The following is a 15,632-nucleotide window of genomic DNA, read 5'->3' as shown; positions in this document are numbered from 1 at the left end:
CGGTGGTCACCCCGTGGAATCCCGGGCCGGGTCGCAGCCGTTAGAGTCGCTGATTGACCATGCGCGGCCGACCGGCCGCGGCGCCACGGCTGGGGGTAGCGGGTGAGCGAGGCGCGTACAGCGGGTGACCTGGGACGGACCGAGGGGGAGACGGCGCCGGCCGAGTCGGACACCTCCCTGGTGGTGGTGACCGGCCTGTCCGGCGGCGGGCGCAGCACTGTGGCGCGGGCGCTGGAGAACGTCGGCTACTACGTGGTCGACAACCTGCCGCAGGCGCTGCTGCTGGACATGGCCGAGCTGGCGTTCAAGGCCGGTGGCGCGGCCCGGCGTACGGCGATGGTGCTGGACGTGCGCTCGCGCGCGTTCTCCACCGACCTGGCCGGGGCGATCCGCGAGCTGCGCGAGCGCGGCTTCCAGCCCCGGGTGGTCTTCGTCGACGCCGACGACGAGGTGCTGATCCGCCGGTTCGAGAGCGTGCGCCGCTCGCACCCGTTGCAGGGCGACGGGCGGCTCGCCGACGGCATCGCGGTCGAGCGGACGCTGCTGGAGGAGGCCCGCGAGCAGGCCGACGTGATCATCGACACCAGCCACCTGAACGTGAACCAGCTACGCCGCCGGGTCGAGGAGCTGTTCGGCGGCGAGGACGCCCGCCGGCTGCGGATCACCGTGATCTCGTTCGGTTTCAAGTACGGCCTGCCGCCGGACGCCGACTTCGTGATGGACGCCCGCTTCCTGCCGAACCCGTACTGGGTGCCGGAGCTGCGCGAGCACACCGGCCGCGAGGAGGCGGTCAGCGCGTACGTGCTGGGCCAGGAGGGTGCCGACGCGTTCGTGGCCGGCTACGCCGACCTGGTCAACGCCACCACCGCCGGGTTCGAGCGGGAGGGCAAGCGCTACCTGACCGTGGCGGTCGGCTGCACCGGCGGCAAGCACCGCAGCGTGGCCATCGCCGAGGAGCTGGCCTCCCGGCTGCGCCACTCCGGCATCGCCGCGAACGCCCAGCACCGGGACCTGGGGCGGGAGTGACCCCGACCAGGGTGGTCGCCTTCGGCGGTGGGCACGGGCTCTCGGCGTCGCTGCGGGCGCTGCGTCACTGCGTACCCGAGCTGGACCTGGACATCACCGCGGTGGTCACCGTCGGTGACGACGGCGGCTCCAGCGGCCGTCTGCGCGCCGAGCGCGGCGGCCTGCCGCCGGGCGACCTTCGGCAGGCGCTCGTCGCGCTGGCCGGTGACCACCCGGCCACCCGGCGCAGCGCGGCGTTGTTCCAGCACCGCTTCGCCGCCGCCGTGCCGCCGGCGCCGACGATCGCCGCGCCGGTGCCGGTCGCGATCGGCGACTCGCTCGCCGGCCACGCGGTCGGCAACCTGCTCCTGCACGGGCTCACCGAACTGCTCGGCGACCCGGTGGCGGCGCTCGACCACGCCGGGGCGATGCTCGGCGCGGTGGGGCGGGTGCTGCCGATGTCCCGCCAGCCGGTCGGCATCGAGGCCCGGGTCCGCGGCGCCGACCCGGAGCACCCGGACGAGGTGTCCACGGTGCGCGGCCAGCACCAGGTCGCGGTCACGCCGGGCACCGTCGAGTCGCTGCGGCTCAGCCCGTCCGCGCCGGCCGCGTGCGCCGAGGCGGTGACGGCGGTACGCGCCGCGGACTGGCTGATCTTCGGGCCGGGCAGCTGGTACACGAGTGTGCTGCCGCACCTGCTCGTGCCGGGGCTTGCCGACGCGATCGTGTCCAGTCCGGCGCGGCGGCTGGTGACGCTCAACCTGGTGGCCGAGAAGGAGACCTCGGGGCTCTCCCTGCCCGACCATCTGGACACCCTGCGGCGCTATCTGCCCGAGCTGAAGGTGGACCGGGTGCTCGCCGACTCCACGGCGGTGGGTGATCCCGCGGCGGTCGAACGTGCGGCAGAATCGCTTGGTGCCCGGCTGGTCCTCGCTCCCGTCGCCGTCCTGGACGGCACGCCCCGTCATGATCCAGCCGCACTGGGCGCCGCGCTGGTGCCTGTCCTGCGCGCCGATCGTTAGACACGTACGTAATCACCGGCGACACGCCGGAACCGGTCCGTGAGGGGGCGCACTATGGCGATGACGGCTGCGGTCAAGGACGAGCTGAGTCGGGTCGACGTGCCCAAGCCCTGCTGTCGGCGGGCGGAGATGGCCGCCCTGCTGCGTTTCGCCGGCGGCCTGCACATCGTGTCGGGCCGCGTCGTGGTCGAGGCGGAGCTGGACACCGGCGCGGTCGCGCGCCGGCTGCGGCGGGAGATCGCCGAGGTGTACGGCTACCCGAGCGAGATCCACGTGCTCGCCTCCGGCGGGCTGCGCAAGGGCAGCCACTTCATCGTGCGGGTGGTCAAGGACGGCGAGGCGCTCGCCCGGCAGACCGGCCTGCTCGACGTGCGGGGCCGCCCGGTGCGCGGCCTGCCGCCGCACGTGGTGGCCGCGAACGTCTGCTGTGCCGTGTCGGCGTGGCGGGGCGCGTTCATGGCGCACGGCTCGCTCACCGAGCCGGGCCGTTCCAGCGCGCTGGAGATCACCTGCCCCGGCCCGGAGTCGGCGCTGGCGCTCGTCGGCGCCGCCCGCCGGATCGGTATCACCGCCAAGAACCGCGAGGTGCGCGGCGTGGACCGGGTGGTGGTCAAGGACGGAGACGCGATCGCCGCGCTGCTCACCCGCATCGGGGCGCACTCCAGCGTGCTGGCCTGGGAGGAGCGGAGGGTACGCCGGGAGGTGCGCGCCACCGCGAACCGGCTGGCCAACTTCGACGACGCCAACCTGCGCCGTTCCGCCCGTGCCGCGGTGGCCGCCGCCGCCCGGGTGACCCGCGCGCTGGAGATCCTCGCCGACGACGCGCCGAACCACCTGACCTCGGCCGGGCGGCTGCGCCTGGAGCACCGTCAGGCCTCGCTGGAGGAACTGGGCGCGCTCGCCGAGCCGCCGCTGACCAAGGACGCCATCGCCGGCCGGATCCGCCGGCTGCTCGCGCTGGCCGACAAGCGTGCCCGTGACCTGGGCATCCCGGATACGGAAGCGGCAGTCACGCCGGACATGCTCGTGGTCTGATAGGACTCGGGCGGCAGCGCACCGCGAGCGGGATCACCACCCGCCGCAGCGCGACGCCGCGCGCTCGGATATGGTCGCTGCGTACGGCAAGGGGGCCGGAACAGGCGCTCCTCGCCGTGCTCACCGCCTCGGGCGGTCAGGTCTCCGTGACCGCGGCGGGGTGGCCGAGATGACATGTCGACGGCCGGCTCCAACGGTCGGCGCACACACCTCCGCCGGCAGCGGTCTGGCGCCGGCGGACCAGAACGCGAGGAGATGGGACCTGTGACCATCCGGGTTGGCATCAACGGCTTCGGCCGGATCGGCCGCAACTTCTTCCGGGCAGTGCTGGCGTCCGGCGCTGACATCGAGGTCGTGGCGGTCAACGACCTGACCGACAACGCGACGCTCGCCCACCTTGTCAAGTACGACAGCATCCTGGGCCGCCTCCCGCACGAGGTGAAGGCCACCGCCGACGAGATCACCGTGGGCGGCAAGACCATCAAGGCGTACGCCGAGAAGGACCCGGCGAAGCTGCCGTGGGGCGAGGTCGGCGCCGACGTGGTCATCGAGTCCACCGGCTTCTTCACCGACGGCACCAAGGCGAAGGCGCACCTCGACGGCGGGGCCAAGAAGGTCATCATCTCCGCGCCGGCGAAGAACGAGGACGTCACCGTGGTCATGGGCGTCAACCAGGACCAGTACGACCCGGCCAAGCACAACATCATCTCGAACGCCTCCTGCACCACCAACTGCCTCGCGCCGATGGCGAAGGTCCTGCAGGACACGTTCGGCATCAAGCAGGGCCTGATGACCACCATCCACGCGTACACGCAGGACCAGAACCTGCAGGACGCGCCGCACAAGGACCTGCGCCGGGCCCGCGCCGCCGCGCTCAACATCGTGCCGACCTCGACCGGTGCCGCGAAGGCGATCGGCCTGGTCCTGCCGGAGCTCAAGGGCAAGCTGGACGGCTACGCGCTGCGCGTGCCGATCCCGACCGGCTCGGCCACCGACCTGACCGTCGAGGTCGGCCGGGAGACCACTGTGGACGAGGTCAACGCCGCGCTCAAGGCCGCCGCCGAGGGCCCGCTGCGGGGCATCCTCACCTACAACGAGGACCCGATCGTCTCCGCCGACATCGTGACCGACCCGGCGTCGTGCATCTTCGACGCGCCGCTGACCAAGGTGATCGGCAACCAGGTCAAGGTCGTCGGCTGGTACGACAACGAGTGGGGCTACTCGAACCGCCTGGTGGACCTGGTCAAGCTGGTGGGTCAGTCCCTGTGAGTGCGAGGAGCGAGCTTACGAGCCCCGCAGTCACGAACGGAGGGCTAGCTCTGTGAGCATCCGCAACCTCGACGACCTGCTCGCCGAGGGGGTGTCGGGTCGGCGCGTGCTGGTGCGCGCCGACCTGAACGTCCCACTCGACAAGCAGACCGGTGAGATCACGGACGACGGCCGGATCCGGGCCGTCCTGCCGACGCTGAGCGCGCTGGTGCAGGCCGGCGCGAAGGTGGTCGTCTGCTCGCACCTGGGCCGCCCGAAGGGCGCGCCGGACCCGCAGTTCAGCCTCCGCCCGGTCGCCGGGCGGCTCGGTGAGCTGCTCGGTGCCCCGGTGCACTTCGCCGAGGACACCGTCGGCGACTCGGCGCGGGCATGCGTGGCCGACCTGGCCGACGGGCAGGTCGCGCTGCTGGAGAACCTGCGGTTCAACAAGGGCGAGACCAGCAAGGACGACGCGGAGCGGGGCGCGTTCGCCGACCAGCTCGCGGCGTTCGGTGACGCCTACGTGGACGACGCGTTCGGCGCGGTGCACCGCAAGCACGCCAGCGTGCACGACGTACCGGCCCGGCTGCCGCACTTCGCGGGCCGGCTGGTGCTGCGCGAGGTCGAGGTGCTCAGCCGCCTCACCGGCGAGCCGGAGCGGCCGTACGTGGTGGTGCTGGGCGGCTCGAAGGTCTCGGACAAGCTCGCCGTGATCGAGGCGCTGCTGCCGACCGTGGACCGGCTGCTCATCGGCGGCGGGATGTGCTTCACCTTCCTCAAGGCCCAGGGCCACGAGGTGGGCACGTCGCTGCTGGAGAAGGACATGGTCGAGACCTGCCGCAACCTGATGGAGCGCGCGCCGGGCAAGATCATGCTCCCGGTCGACGTGGTGGTGGCCGACGCGTTCGCGCCTGACGCCGCGCACGACATCGTGCCCGCCGACGGCATCCCCAGCCACCGGCTGGGCCTGGACATCGGCCCGGAGACGGTGGCCGGTTTCGCCGCCGCGCTGTCGCAGGCGAAGACCGTCTTCTGGAACGGCCCGATGGGCGTGTTCGAGATGGCGGCGTTCGCCAACGGCACCCGGGGCGTGGCCGAGGCGATCACCAAGGCAGACGCGTTCAGCGTGGTCGGCGGCGGCGACTCGGCCGCGGCGGTGCGCGCGCTGGGCCTGGACGAGTCCTCGTTCGGGCACATCTCCACCGGTGGTGGCGCCTCCCTGGAATACCTGGAGGGCAAGACCCTCCCCGGCATCGCGGCCCTGGAGAACTGAATGGCGAGCACGACCCGCCGGCCGCTGATGGCCGGCAACTGGAAGATGAACCTGAACCACCTCGAGGCCAACCTGCTGGTGCAGAAGCTGGCCGCGAGCCTGAACGAGAAGCAGCTCACCGACGTCGAGTGCGTGGTGCTGCCGCCCTTCACGGATCTGCGTACCGTGCAGACCGCGGTGGACGGCGACAAGCTGCTGATCGGCTACGGCGCGCAGGACCTGTCGCCGCACCCGTCCGGCGCGTACACCGGTGACATCGCCGGGCCGATGCTCGCCAAGCTGGGCTGCGGTTACGTGGTGGTCGGGCACTCGGAGCGGCGGCAGTACCACCACGAGGACGACGCGCTCGTCAACGCGAAGGTGTCGGCGGCGCTGGCGAACGGGCTCACCCCGATCCTCTGCATCGGTGAGGGCCTGGAGGTCCGGGAGCAGTCGGGTCAGGTGCGGCACTGCTGCGACCAGCTCGACGGCGCGCTGAAGGGGCTCACCGCCGAGCAGGTCACCAAGGTCGTCGTCGCGTACGAGCCGGTCTGGGCGATCGGCACCGGCAAGACGGCGAACCCGGACGACGCCCAGGAGGTCTGCGGCGCGGTGCGCAAGCGCATCGCCGAGACCTACGACGAGGGCACCGCCGAGCAGGTCCGGATCCTGTACGGCGGGTCGGTCAAGGCGTCGAACGTCGCCGCGATCATGGCGCAGCCGGACGTGGACGGGGCTCTGGTCGGGGGCGCCAGCCTGGACGCGGAGGAGTTCGCGCAGATCTGCCGGTTCCCGGAGCACATCACCCGCTGATCGCTCGCTATCCTTGACGCTGCCCGTCCACCGGTCGGTGCCGCAGTGCCCGACAGGTCCGGGCAGTGATCGCAACGAGAGGACTGACCCCCGCCATGCCGATCTGGTTCGCCTACACGATGATCACGTTGCTGGTCATCACGAGCGTCCTGCTCACCCTGCTGATCCTCCTGCACCGCGGTAAGGGCGGCGGGTTGTCGAGCATGTTCGGCGGTGGCGTCAGCTCCAGCCTGGCCGGTTCGTCGGTGGCCGAGAAGAACCGGCCAGAAGGCGGCCACTACATCAGCGTCATCGGCTACCGCGACAACGGTGAGACCGTCACCATCGCCGACAGCGCCGACCCCAACACCGCCACCTACCGGATGAGCATCGACAACCTCGCCGACTGGATCGCCACCCGCGGCTACAGCACCAGCTGACCACCCGCCGCACCGATGGCTGCAGAGCAAGAACATGAGCACGCGGAAGGGCCCGACCCCCACCACGAGGGGCCGGGCCCTTTCGCGCGTATCCAACGGCTGCCTTCCGGTCACCTCGCCGTCACGCCGGTGTCGTCACCCGGACGGCTCGCTCCACCACGCTGGGTCGCGCCGGATCGTCCGGGCGACCGTGAAGGAGCAGCCGTGGCAGCCGAGGAGGCGACGCATCGCCCACCGACCACGCCCCGCCCACCGGTGACGAGCCGCCCCGACGTGAGTGTCGTCGTGCCTGTCTACAACACGCTGCGCTATCTGCGGTCCTGCCTCGACTCGGTGCTGCGGCAGACCATCGGGGCGGACCGGGTGGAGATCGTGGCGGTGGACGACGGGTCCACCGACGGCAGCGGCCGCCTGCTCGACCGGTACGCCGCGAAGCACCCCGGCACGGTGCGGGTCGTGCACCAGTCCAACTCCGGTGGCCCGGCGTCGCCCTGCAACCGGGGACTGGACCTGGCCACCGGCCGGTACGTGTTCTTCCTCGGCTCGGACGACCGGCTCGGCCCGGAGGCCCTGGAGCGCCTGGTCGCCGCCGCCGACCGGTACGGCTCGGACGTGGTGCTCGGCAAGGTGGTCGGGGTCAACGGCCGGCATGTCTTCTCCGACGTGTTCGCCGACGGCAACGCGGTCGACGTGAGCCTGTTCGACTCGGCGCTGCCGTGGTCGCTGGCGAACACGAAGCTGTTCCGGCGCGACCTGGTGGACCGGCTCGGGCTGCGGTTCCCGGAGGACATGCCGGTGCTCAGCGACCAGCCGTTCACGCTCGCCGCCTGCTACCACGCCCGGCGGATCTCGGTGCTCGCCGACTACGACTACTACCACGCGGTGCGCCGGCTGGACGCCCGCAACATCACCTACCACAGCCGGGTGGAGCAGCGCCTGGTCAGCGTGGAGCGCCTGTTCGCGTACGTGGCAGAGCTGATCCCCGCCGGGGAGCGCCGGGACGCGGTGCTGCGCCGCCACGCCGGGCTGGAGCTGGCGAACCTGGTCGGCGACGACTTCCGGCACCTGGACCGGGCCGCGCAGGAGCGGGTGCACGCCACGGTGGCGCGGCTGGTACGGCGGCACGTCACCGATTGCCTGCGGGACCGGCTCGACATCGAGGCCCGGCTGCGCCTGGGCGCGGTGACCGCGGGCGGGGTGGACGACCTGCTGGCGGTCATCGAGCAGGACAGCGGCCGGGGCGTGCCGGCGACGGTGTTCGCCGGTGACCGCTGGCACGCGGGCTACCCGGGCGCACCGGCCCGGTGGACCGACGTCACCGACGTGCGCGCCGACTGGCTGGCGCGGCTGGACACCGTCGACGTGAGCTGGGCCGACGGGCACACGCTGACGGTGACCACGCGCAGCCCGTACCCCCGGTTCGCCACGGAGGCCGGGCCGGTGCGGATGCTGGCCGGCCCGGTCGTGGGCGCCACCCGGATGGACGCCGGCGATCCGACCGGCCGCACGCTGCGCACGGACTTCGCGCTGGACCGGCTCCTGGCCGCCAGCGCCGCCAGCGGGCAGCGCCATCCGGTACGCGCCGAGGTGGACGGCGGTCACGGGCGCGGCGGGGCCGCGGTGCGCGCGCCTCGGCTCGCCGCCGGGCGGCCCCGGCTGCTGCGGCACGGCGCCCGGCTGTACGGGGTGGCGGCGACAGTCGACCCGCGCAACGGTCAGCTCGTGCTCGCCGTCGTCCCGGTGACTGTGGGTCAGCTCGTCGGGCGGCTGCGCCGGCGCGGCAGGCGCGGCGCGGTGACGGCGCAGACGTCAGGGCGCGGCGCGGAAGCCCTGCTCGGCCGCCATGGGCACCTGGAGGTACGTGGTGCCGCGCAGATCCAGCCAGGCCTGCTGCGGCGCCCGGACCAGCCGCACCATCACCCCGGAGCAGGCGGGGCAGCGCCCGACCAGGCCCGGGGCGTGCGAGTAGACGTGTAGCCCGGCCATCGGGCCGGTCGTCCCGCAGGTGTCGCAGCGCCCGGTGGTGGCGCTCAGGTCGACCGCGAACAACTCGCGCAGCGGCCCGTCGAGCATGTTGCCATCCACGTAGGACAGGTCGGTCATACGCCCTCCTCGGGTCTCAGCCGGTCGGGCCGAACCGTTCGGTCCGCACGCGCCGGGTCGGGTGACCCAGCCCCACCAGCAGGTCGGCCACGGTCTCCACGAATCCGGTGGGGCCGCACACGTAGCACAGCGGCTCCAGGTCGGGCGGCCAGCCGTGGCTGTTCACATCGGCCAGGCCGATCCGGTGCGGCTCGCCGCGCCAGCCCTCGGGCGCGGACCGGGTGTAGACGTACGCGACGTCCAGGCCCTGGTCGTCGCGGGCGCGGCGGCGCAGCTCGTCGGCGTAGATGACGTCGTCCGGGGTGCGCACCGAGTAGACGAGCCGGAACGGTGTGCGGCTGCCCGCCGCGCGGCGCGCGCGGATCATCGCCATCAGCGGCACCACGCCGGATCCGCCGCCGACGAGCAGCACCGGCGCGGTGTCCTCGGTACGCCAGACGAACCAGCCGCCGACCGGTCCGCGTACCTCGACCGGGTCGCCCTCGGCGTAGGTGCCGGTCAGGTACGGCGACACCTCACCGTCGGGCACCCGCTGCACCGTCACCTCGATGCGCTCGCCGTCGGCGGGGCCGGCCAGCGAGTACGACCGGGCGGCCTGGTAGCCGTCCTCGGCGGTGAGGCGCAGGTCGACGTGCTGCCCGGGCAGGTGCCCGGGCCAGCCGGGCACGTCCAGCACCAGCGTCTGCGCAGTGGGCGTCTCGATCCGCCGCTCGACCAGCCGGGCGACCCGCCACATCAGCGGCGCGACGCGACGGCCCTGCGCCTGCGCGGTCACCTCAGTCGCCCTGGTAGCGCTGCTCGCGCCACGGGTCGCCGTAGTCGTGGTAGCCGGCGGTCTCCCAGAAGCCGGGCCGGTCGTCGGCGAGCAGCCGGATGCCGTGCACCCACTTCGCCGACTTCCACAGGTACAGGTGCGGTACGAGCAGCCGCGCCGGTCCGCCGTGCTCGGCCGGCAGCGGCCCCCCGTCGTACGTGTGCACCACCCACGCCCGTCCGCCGCGCAGGTCGTCGAGCGGCAGGTTGGTGGTGTACCCGCCGTACGAGTGCGCGAGCGCGTACCGGGCCTCGGTGTCGACGCCGTCGAGCAGCGTGTCCAGGGAGACGCCCTGCCAGGTGGTGCCGAGCTTGGACCAGCGGGTGACGCAGTGCAGGTCCACCGTCGGGGTGTCCTGCGGCAGGCCCATCATCTCGTCCCAGGACCAGCGGTACTCCGCGCCGGTCTCGCTGGTCAGCACGAACTCCCAGGTGTCCAGCGGCACGCGTGGCGTCGGGCCGGCGGAGAGCACCGGGAAGTCCTCGGTGAGGTACTGCCCCGGCGGCAGGTCGGGCGCGGACGTACGGGGCCGGCCCTGGAAGCCGGGCGAGATGATTCCCACCCGTCAGTCGTACCACCGCCGGTCCCGCCGGGGCAGGGGTTCCCACCGAGTCAGGCGGAACCTCCGCCCTGCACCTCGTGCACGACGGTGCGCTTGCCGTCTCCGCTGTTGCGGGTGGCCCGCAGGCTGGTGATGGTGACGATCACCAGGACGCCGATGATCACGCCGAGCGAGGCGAGCGTGGGGATCTCCGGTACGCCCTTCCAGATGCCGTGCGCCCAGTGCAGGCCGAGCTTGACGCCGATGAACGCCAGGATGGCGGCCAGGCCGTAGCTGAGGTGCACGAGGCGGCTGAGCGCGGCGTGCAGCACGAAGTAGAGCGCGCGCAGGCCCAGCAGCGCGAAGGCGTTGGTGGCGAAGACCAGGTACGGGTCCTCGGTGATGCCGTAGACGGCGGGCACCGAGTCGACGGCGAACACGATGTCCGTGGCCAGCACGGCGACCACGACCAGCGCGAACGGGGTGAGCGCCCGCCGGCCGCCCTGCCGGATGGTCATCCGGGTGCCGTGGTAGTCGTCGACCACCGGCATGATCTTGCGGAGCAGCCGGACCGACCGCATCTTGTTGATGTCGACCTCCTGCTCGTGCCCGGAGAGGGCGTCGCGCAGCAGCTTGACCGCGGTGGCGATCAGGATGAGCGCGAACAGCAGGAAGGCGAAGTCGAGCGTCTGGAGCGCGGCGGCGCCGAGCGCGATGAACACGCCGCGCAGCACCAGGGCGCCGGCGATGCCGTAGAGCAGCACCCGCTGGGCGAGCACGGCGGGCACCGCGAACGCGGCCAGCAGCAGCATGAAGACGAACAGGTTGTCGACCGACAGCGACTTCTCGACCAGGTAACCGGTGAGGTACTCGATGCCCTGCTGGCTGCCGTACCGGGACCAGATCCAGCCGCCGAAGGCCAGCGGCAGGGCGATGTAGAAGGCGGACCAGCCGAGCGCCTCACGGATCGAGACCTCGTGCGGCTTCCTGGTGACCAGGAAGTCGAGCACCAGCAGGACGAGCACACCGACGATCGTCACGACCCACAACGTGGGCGTGCCGACAGACGACAACCCGGCCGCGGCCAGGGGCGACAATTCGGGCATGGAGCCTCCTCGAACACCGTGTCATGTTCGAGGTCTCCTTCACCCACGTTTTCGTGGGCAATCACCCGGGGCTCGCCTCGGCGGCTCGCCGTACTGACCGGAATGATTCGTGGGAAGTACTCCCCTCGCCTGCACAAGGCTAGGTCACCGCCGGACCGGACGCCAAGTCGGGACACGCATGATTGCCCTGGTCAACCACTGGGTGCCGGCGGAGGGCGTGGCGCCCGGGTCACCCCTGCCCCTATGGTGACGCGGGTGACCAACCAGGGACCACTGACCGGCGTACGGGTGATCGAGCTGGCCGGCATCGGCCCCGGTCCGTTCGCGGCGATGATGCTGGCCGACCTCGGCGCCGACGTGGTGCGCGTCGACCGGGCCGGCGGGCGCGGGTTCGGCGCCTTCCCCGGCGACCTGCTGAACCGCAACCGCCGCTCGATCGCCGTCGACCTGAAGCAGCCCGCGGGGCGTGACCTGGTGCTCGACCTGGTCGCCGGCGCGGACGCGCTGGTCGAGGGCTTCCGGCCCGGCGTGACCGAACGACTCGGCCTCGGCCCGGACGCCTGCCTCGCCGCCAACCCCCGCCTGGTGTACGGGCGGATGACCGGCTGGGGGCAGGACGGGCCGCTGGCGCAGCGCGCCGGGCACGACATCGACTACCTGGCGCTGACCGGGGCGCTGCACGGCGTGGGCCGGGCCGGGGAACGCCCGGTGCCGCCGATGAACCTGCTCGGCGACTACGGCGGCGGGGGCATGATGCTGGCGCTCGGCGTGGTCGCGGCGCTGTACGCGGTGCGCGGCGGCGCGCCCGGCCAGGTGGTCGACGCGGCCATCGTGGACGGCGTGTCGGTGCTGGCCACCCAGATCCACGCGCTGCGCGGCATCGGCCTGTGGCAGGACCCGCGCGGGGTGAACCTGCTCGACGGCGGCGCGCCGTTCTACGACACGTACGAGTGCGCCGACGGGCGGTACGTCGCGGTGGGCGCGCTGGAGCCGCAGTTCTACGCCGAGCTGGTCCGGCTCACCGGCTTCCCGCTCGACGGCGACGACGTGCCGGAGGACGCGCTGGACCGGGACGACCCGGCGAACTGGCCCGCGCTGCGGGCGGCCTGGGCGCGGCTGTTCCGCACCCGTACCCGCGACCAGTGGACGGCGCTGCTGGCCGGCACGGACGCCTGCGTCGCGCCGGTGCTCGACTGGGCCGAGGCGCCGGAGCACCCGCACCTGCGGGCACGGGAGGTCTTCGTGGCGCCGGACGGCGTCACCCAGCCCGCTCCCGCGCCGCGCTTCTCGGCCACCCCGACGTCGGTCCGGCGCCCGCCGCCGTCGCCGGGCGAGCACACCGACGAGGTGCTGGCCGGCGCCGGGATCGACGCCGGCCGGATCGCCGCGCTGCGCGACGCCGGCGTGATCGGCTGACCGGCCGCCGGTTCAGCGGCGCGTGGCGGCCGGGGCGAGGGCCGGTTCGACCATGTCCCGGTAGTCGCGGGGGAACTGCACCACGACGTCCTGGAACTCCCCGCCCCGGATCGCCTCGCGCAGCGTGACGAACACCGCGCGTACGGCGTCCCGGGCGGTGTTCTCGTCGCAGTCCGCCCGGCGGGCGACCCGGGCGGCGAACTCGGCCGCGCCGAATCGTTCGGCGGCCTCGTCGCGCGGATAGGGCCGCAGCAGCCCCTGGAGCGGCTTGGGCAGCTGCGCGGCGAGGTCCATCACCTCGCCGCCGGTCAGCCGCTCGGAGAGCGTCTCCAGCGTGGCCCCGGTGAGTGTGGCGGCCCGGTCCTCGCTCGTGCCGGTGAGCCGGGCGACCCGGCTCACGAAGGTCAGGTAGTGCATCCGTGGTACCCCCTTCGGTGCGCCCACCGCGGCTACCCGCGACGGCGCGCCGGAAACGGCCCCGGCCACCCGCGTGCGGCGACGGCGGGTTTTCCGCGCTCGCGGGCGTGAGGGGCGGCGCGACGGGTAACCGCCGCCCGGTCATGACCGCGACTGCTGCCACGAGGAGCCCGACCCATGGCGAGTTACACGGATGTCCTTGATTACCTGTCCGCGCTGGACTACCCGGCCGGCAAGGACGACGTCATCCGCGAGGCGGAACGGGAGGGCGCGCCGCCGGACGTGTTGCGGGCGCTGCGCGCGCTGCCCCCGGTGGACTACGCCAACGGCACCGAGGTGGCCCGCTCGGCCGGCATCGACGCGGCGCCCGAGGTGAGCCGGTCGCAGCGCGCGGCGCAGGCCCGGGTCGACCACCCACGCGTGTCACAGCACCTGCGCGGCATCTGAGCACGACGGCGGGCCGGCGGGCGACACGGCCGCCGGCCCCTGCGCGTGCGAAGAAGCCCGGGGTACGGCTGCGCTCCCCTGTGGCCGGTCGGCGTGGCCCGGACAGGCGAGCGCCCCGGGTCACGAACCGCGACCTGGGGCGCCACGCAGCACCTGTCCTGCGCGGTTCACGCCCGAACCGGGTCGCGACCGCGCAGCGGTGAGATGTTCGCCCGAACCGGGCGGGCATCGCTGCCACGATCATCATACGACGCGACATCAGCCGAACGGGTGAGAATCGCGGAAGTGTGTCCGGGCGCACGCGTGCGCTCAGGCGGTCACCTCCGCGTACCGCCGCTCCAGGTCCACTCGCGCCAGCGCCCCGACCAGCCACGACAGTTGCTCCGACTCCCCGCTGCCGGTGAGTCCGGCGAGGTCGCGCGCGGTGCGGCCCAGCCCGAGCCGCCGGGCCGCCGCGAGCGCCCGCCGGTCGGCCACCGGCGCCGCCTCACGCCACAGCGCCTGCGCCTCGCGCAGGAACAGGTCGCACACCTCGTCGTCCACTCCGGGCAGCGCGGTCAGCAGCCGCCGTTCCTCGCCCGGCTCCTGGTGCGCGGCGGTCCGCAGCCGGCGCAGGTCGCCCCGGTACGTCTCGACGACCGTGCGGGACAGGTCGCCGAGGGTGTCGGCGATCGCGGGCAGGTCACCGCGCAGCCCGGCGGCGCGCAGCACGCGTACCCGGTCCTCGTGGCGGGAGCGGGCCATCCGGGCCGCGGTGTCCCAGCCGGCGTCGCGCAGCGCCCCGGCCGCGTCGACGGCCCGGTGGAAGTCGCCCCGGCGGGCCAGCAGGACGGCCAGGTACAGCACCTGGAACAACTGGGCCGGGTTGTTCGTCACCCGGAACCCGAAGAACTCGGCGAACCCGCGGCCGTCTCCGGCGAGCCGGCGGGCGAGCCGCTTCTTGTCCGCGACGTCGCGCGGGGCGGTGGTTGTCGGCATGCCGCCGACTACCCCGGCGACGGCGCGGCATTCGGGTACGACCGTCAGCCGCGCACGTCGCCGCCGCGATCACGGGCCTTGAGCCGGGTGGTGGGCAGCGCGGGCGCGGGCAGCGGCGGTGCCGCGTCGTCGGCGACCACGCCGAAGCGGCGGCCGGCCATCCAGTCCTCCCGGGCGGCCACCACCTCCTCGTGCGAGCGGCCGACGAAGTTCCACCACATCACCAGCGGCTCCTCGAACGGGGTGCCGCCGAGCAGCAGCAACCGGGTGCCCGGTTCGGCGCGCAGCGTCAGCGCGTTCCGGCCGAGGCCCAGGTAGAGCAGCGCGCCGGGGGCCAGCGCCGTGCCGTCGCACTCGGCGGCGCCGGACATGGCGAGCAGCCCGTACTCGAAGTCCGGACGCAGCGGCAGCGTGGCCGGCGCCGGCCCGCGGACCTCGAGCTGCGCGCCGACCAGCGGGGTGTGCACGACCGCGGGCGAGCGTTCCCCGCCGAGGTCGCCGACCAGCAGCGTGACGTCCAGGTCGCCGTCGCGGAAGCGGGGCAGGTCGGCGTGGTGGGCGAAGTCCGGGTCACCGGCGCGGGCCGGGTCGGGCAGCGCCACCCACAACTGCACGCCGTGCATCAGCGGCGGGTGCACCAGCGGGGAGCGCTCGGAGTGCGCGATGCCGCGCCCGGAGGTCATCACGTTGAGCTGGCCCGGGCGGATGGGCTGGACGTTGCCGAGGCTGTCGCGGTGCAGGATCTCCCCGTCGAGCAGCCAGGTGACGGTCTGCAGGCCGGTGTGCGGGTGCGGCGGCACCTCCATTCCGGGCCGGTCGGCCACGTCGTCGGGCCCGAAGTGGTCGACGAAGCACCAGGCGCCGACCATCCGGCGCTGCCGCTGCGGCAGCAGCCGCCGCACAGTGGTGTAGCGGCCGAGCGGGACGTCGTGGCCCGGCAGCAGCACGCTGCCCGGGTCGGTCGGGCCGACGCCCGGTGGGAGCGTCTGCGCGGGCAGGGATTCAGTGCGGTCCAC

General features: G+C 73.4%; 15 protein-coding genes and 2 pseudogenes. 10 read left to right on the top strand and 7 right to left on the bottom strand.

Going from position 1 to position 15,632, the window contains the following annotated elements:
- The first annotated feature begins 129 nt into the window (after window positions 1–129).
- The 8 genes and pseudogenes from rapZ to NMK34_RS14500 all read left to right on the top strand — a co-directional run bounded on the left by rapZ (window position 130) and on the right by NMK34_RS14500 (window position 8,771).
- The gene (rapZ, locus tag NMK34_RS14535; RefSeq protein ID WP_135244018.1) at window positions 130–1,026 is read left to right on the top strand and encodes an RNase adapter RapZ; all 897 of its coding nucleotides are present in this window, start codon (window positions 130–132) and stop codon (window positions 1,024–1,026) included.
- Complete coding sequence (locus NMK34_RS14530; protein WP_318333842.1) at window positions 1,023–2,027, top strand: uridine diphosphate-N-acetylglucosamine-binding protein YvcK; 1,005 nt, start codon at window positions 1,023–1,025, stop codon at window positions 2,025–2,027. The genes rapZ and NMK34_RS14530 overlap by 4 nt, the downstream gene beginning before the upstream one ends.
- 54 nt (window positions 2,028–2,081) lie before the next feature.
- Window positions 2,082–3,062, top strand: a complete 981-nt coding sequence (gene whiA, locus NMK34_RS14525; RefSeq protein ID WP_018788213.1) for a DNA-binding protein WhiA — start codon at window positions 2,082–2,084, stop codon at window positions 3,060–3,062.
- 264 nt (window positions 3,063–3,326) lie between these two features.
- Window positions 3,327–4,331, top strand: a complete 1,005-nt coding sequence (gap, locus tag NMK34_RS14520; protein WP_013287466.1) for a type I glyceraldehyde-3-phosphate dehydrogenase — start codon at window positions 3,327–3,329, stop codon at window positions 4,329–4,331.
- A gap of 52 nt (window positions 4,332–4,383) precedes the next feature.
- Entirely contained in the window at window positions 4,384–5,583 is a 1,200-nt protein-coding gene (locus NMK34_RS14515; RefSeq protein ID WP_318333841.1) for a phosphoglycerate kinase, read from the top strand.
- Complete coding sequence (gene tpiA, locus NMK34_RS14510) at window positions 5,584–6,375, top strand: triose-phosphate isomerase (protein ID WP_318333840.1); 792 nt, start codon at window positions 5,584–5,586, stop codon at window positions 6,373–6,375.
- 95 nt (window positions 6,376–6,470) lie between these two features.
- Window positions 6,471–6,635: pseudogene (secG, locus tag NMK34_RS14505) on the top strand (preprotein translocase subunit SecG); the annotation flags it as partial.
- 363 nt (window positions 6,636–6,998) lie between these two features.
- On the top strand, window positions 6,999–8,771 hold the full coding sequence (locus tag NMK34_RS14500; protein ID WP_318333839.1) for a glycosyltransferase family 2 protein: 1,773 nt from the start codon (window positions 6,999–7,001) through the stop codon (window positions 8,769–8,771).
- Here the strand turns inward: NMK34_RS14500 and NMK34_RS14495 are convergent.
- The 4 genes and pseudogenes from NMK34_RS14495 to NMK34_RS14480 form a co-directional block, all read right to left on the bottom strand.
- Window positions 8,697–8,867: pseudogene (locus tag NMK34_RS14495) on the bottom strand (DUF6510 family protein); the annotation flags it as partial. The gene NMK34_RS14500 and the pseudogene NMK34_RS14495 overlap by 75 nt on opposite strands.
- 46 nt (window positions 8,868–8,913) lie before the next feature.
- On the bottom strand, window positions 8,914–9,633 hold the full coding sequence (locus NMK34_RS14490; RefSeq protein ID WP_318336345.1) for a ferredoxin reductase: 720 nt from the start codon (window positions 9,631–9,633) through the stop codon (window positions 8,914–8,916).
- A 40-nt stretch (window positions 9,634–9,673) separates the two neighbouring features.
- Window positions 9,674–10,264: a sulfite oxidase-like oxidoreductase gene (locus NMK34_RS14485; protein ID WP_318336344.1), complete on the bottom strand. Its 591-nt coding sequence runs from the start codon at window positions 10,262–10,264 to the stop codon at window positions 9,674–9,676.
- Window positions 10,265–10,323: 59 nt separating this feature from the next.
- Window positions 10,324–11,358 (bottom strand): TerC/Alx family metal homeostasis membrane protein, encoded by a 1,035-nt coding sequence (locus tag NMK34_RS14480; protein WP_318333838.1) that lies wholly within the window; start codon window positions 11,356–11,358, stop codon window positions 10,324–10,326.
- A gap of 243 nt (window positions 11,359–11,601) precedes the next feature.
- Here NMK34_RS14480 and NMK34_RS14475 point away from each other — a divergent pair, with 243 nt between their 5' ends.
- The gene (locus NMK34_RS14475; protein WP_318333837.1) at window positions 11,602–12,774 is read left to right on the top strand and encodes a CaiB/BaiF CoA-transferase family protein; all 1,173 of its coding nucleotides are present in this window, start codon (window positions 11,602–11,604) and stop codon (window positions 12,772–12,774) included.
- Between the two features lie 12 nt (window positions 12,775–12,786).
- Here the strand turns inward: NMK34_RS14475 and NMK34_RS14470 are convergent, their stop codons facing one another.
- Window positions 12,787–13,191, bottom strand: coding sequence for a DUF2267 domain-containing protein (locus tag NMK34_RS14470; RefSeq protein WP_318333836.1), 405 nt, complete (start codon window positions 13,189–13,191; stop codon window positions 12,787–12,789).
- 177 nt (window positions 13,192–13,368) lie between these two features.
- Between NMK34_RS14470 and NMK34_RS14465 the strand changes: the two genes are divergently transcribed.
- Complete coding sequence (locus tag NMK34_RS14465; RefSeq protein WP_318333835.1) at window positions 13,369–13,638, top strand: DUF2795 domain-containing protein; 270 nt, start codon at window positions 13,369–13,371, stop codon at window positions 13,636–13,638.
- Between the two features lie 309 nt (window positions 13,639–13,947).
- Here NMK34_RS14465 and NMK34_RS14460 read toward each other — a convergent pair whose 3' ends face one another.
- Both NMK34_RS14460 and NMK34_RS14455 read right to left on the bottom strand, forming a co-directional pair.
- A complete protein-coding gene (locus NMK34_RS14460) occupies window positions 13,948–14,616 on the bottom strand; it encodes a hypothetical protein (RefSeq protein ID WP_318333834.1) in 669 nt (222 codons plus the stop codon).
- A gap of 44 nt (window positions 14,617–14,660) precedes the next feature.
- Window positions 14,661–15,632 (bottom strand): pirin family protein, encoded by a 972-nt coding sequence (locus NMK34_RS14455; RefSeq protein ID WP_318333833.1) that lies wholly within the window; start codon window positions 15,630–15,632, stop codon window positions 14,661–14,663.

Origin of the sequence: Micromonospora sp. BRA006-A (assembly GCF_033433935.1) — a bacterium.
Lineage (GTDB): Bacteria > Actinomycetota > Actinomycetes > Mycobacteriales > Micromonosporaceae > Micromonospora > Micromonospora aurantiaca.
This window is presented reverse-complemented; position numbering and strand designations above follow the sequence as displayed.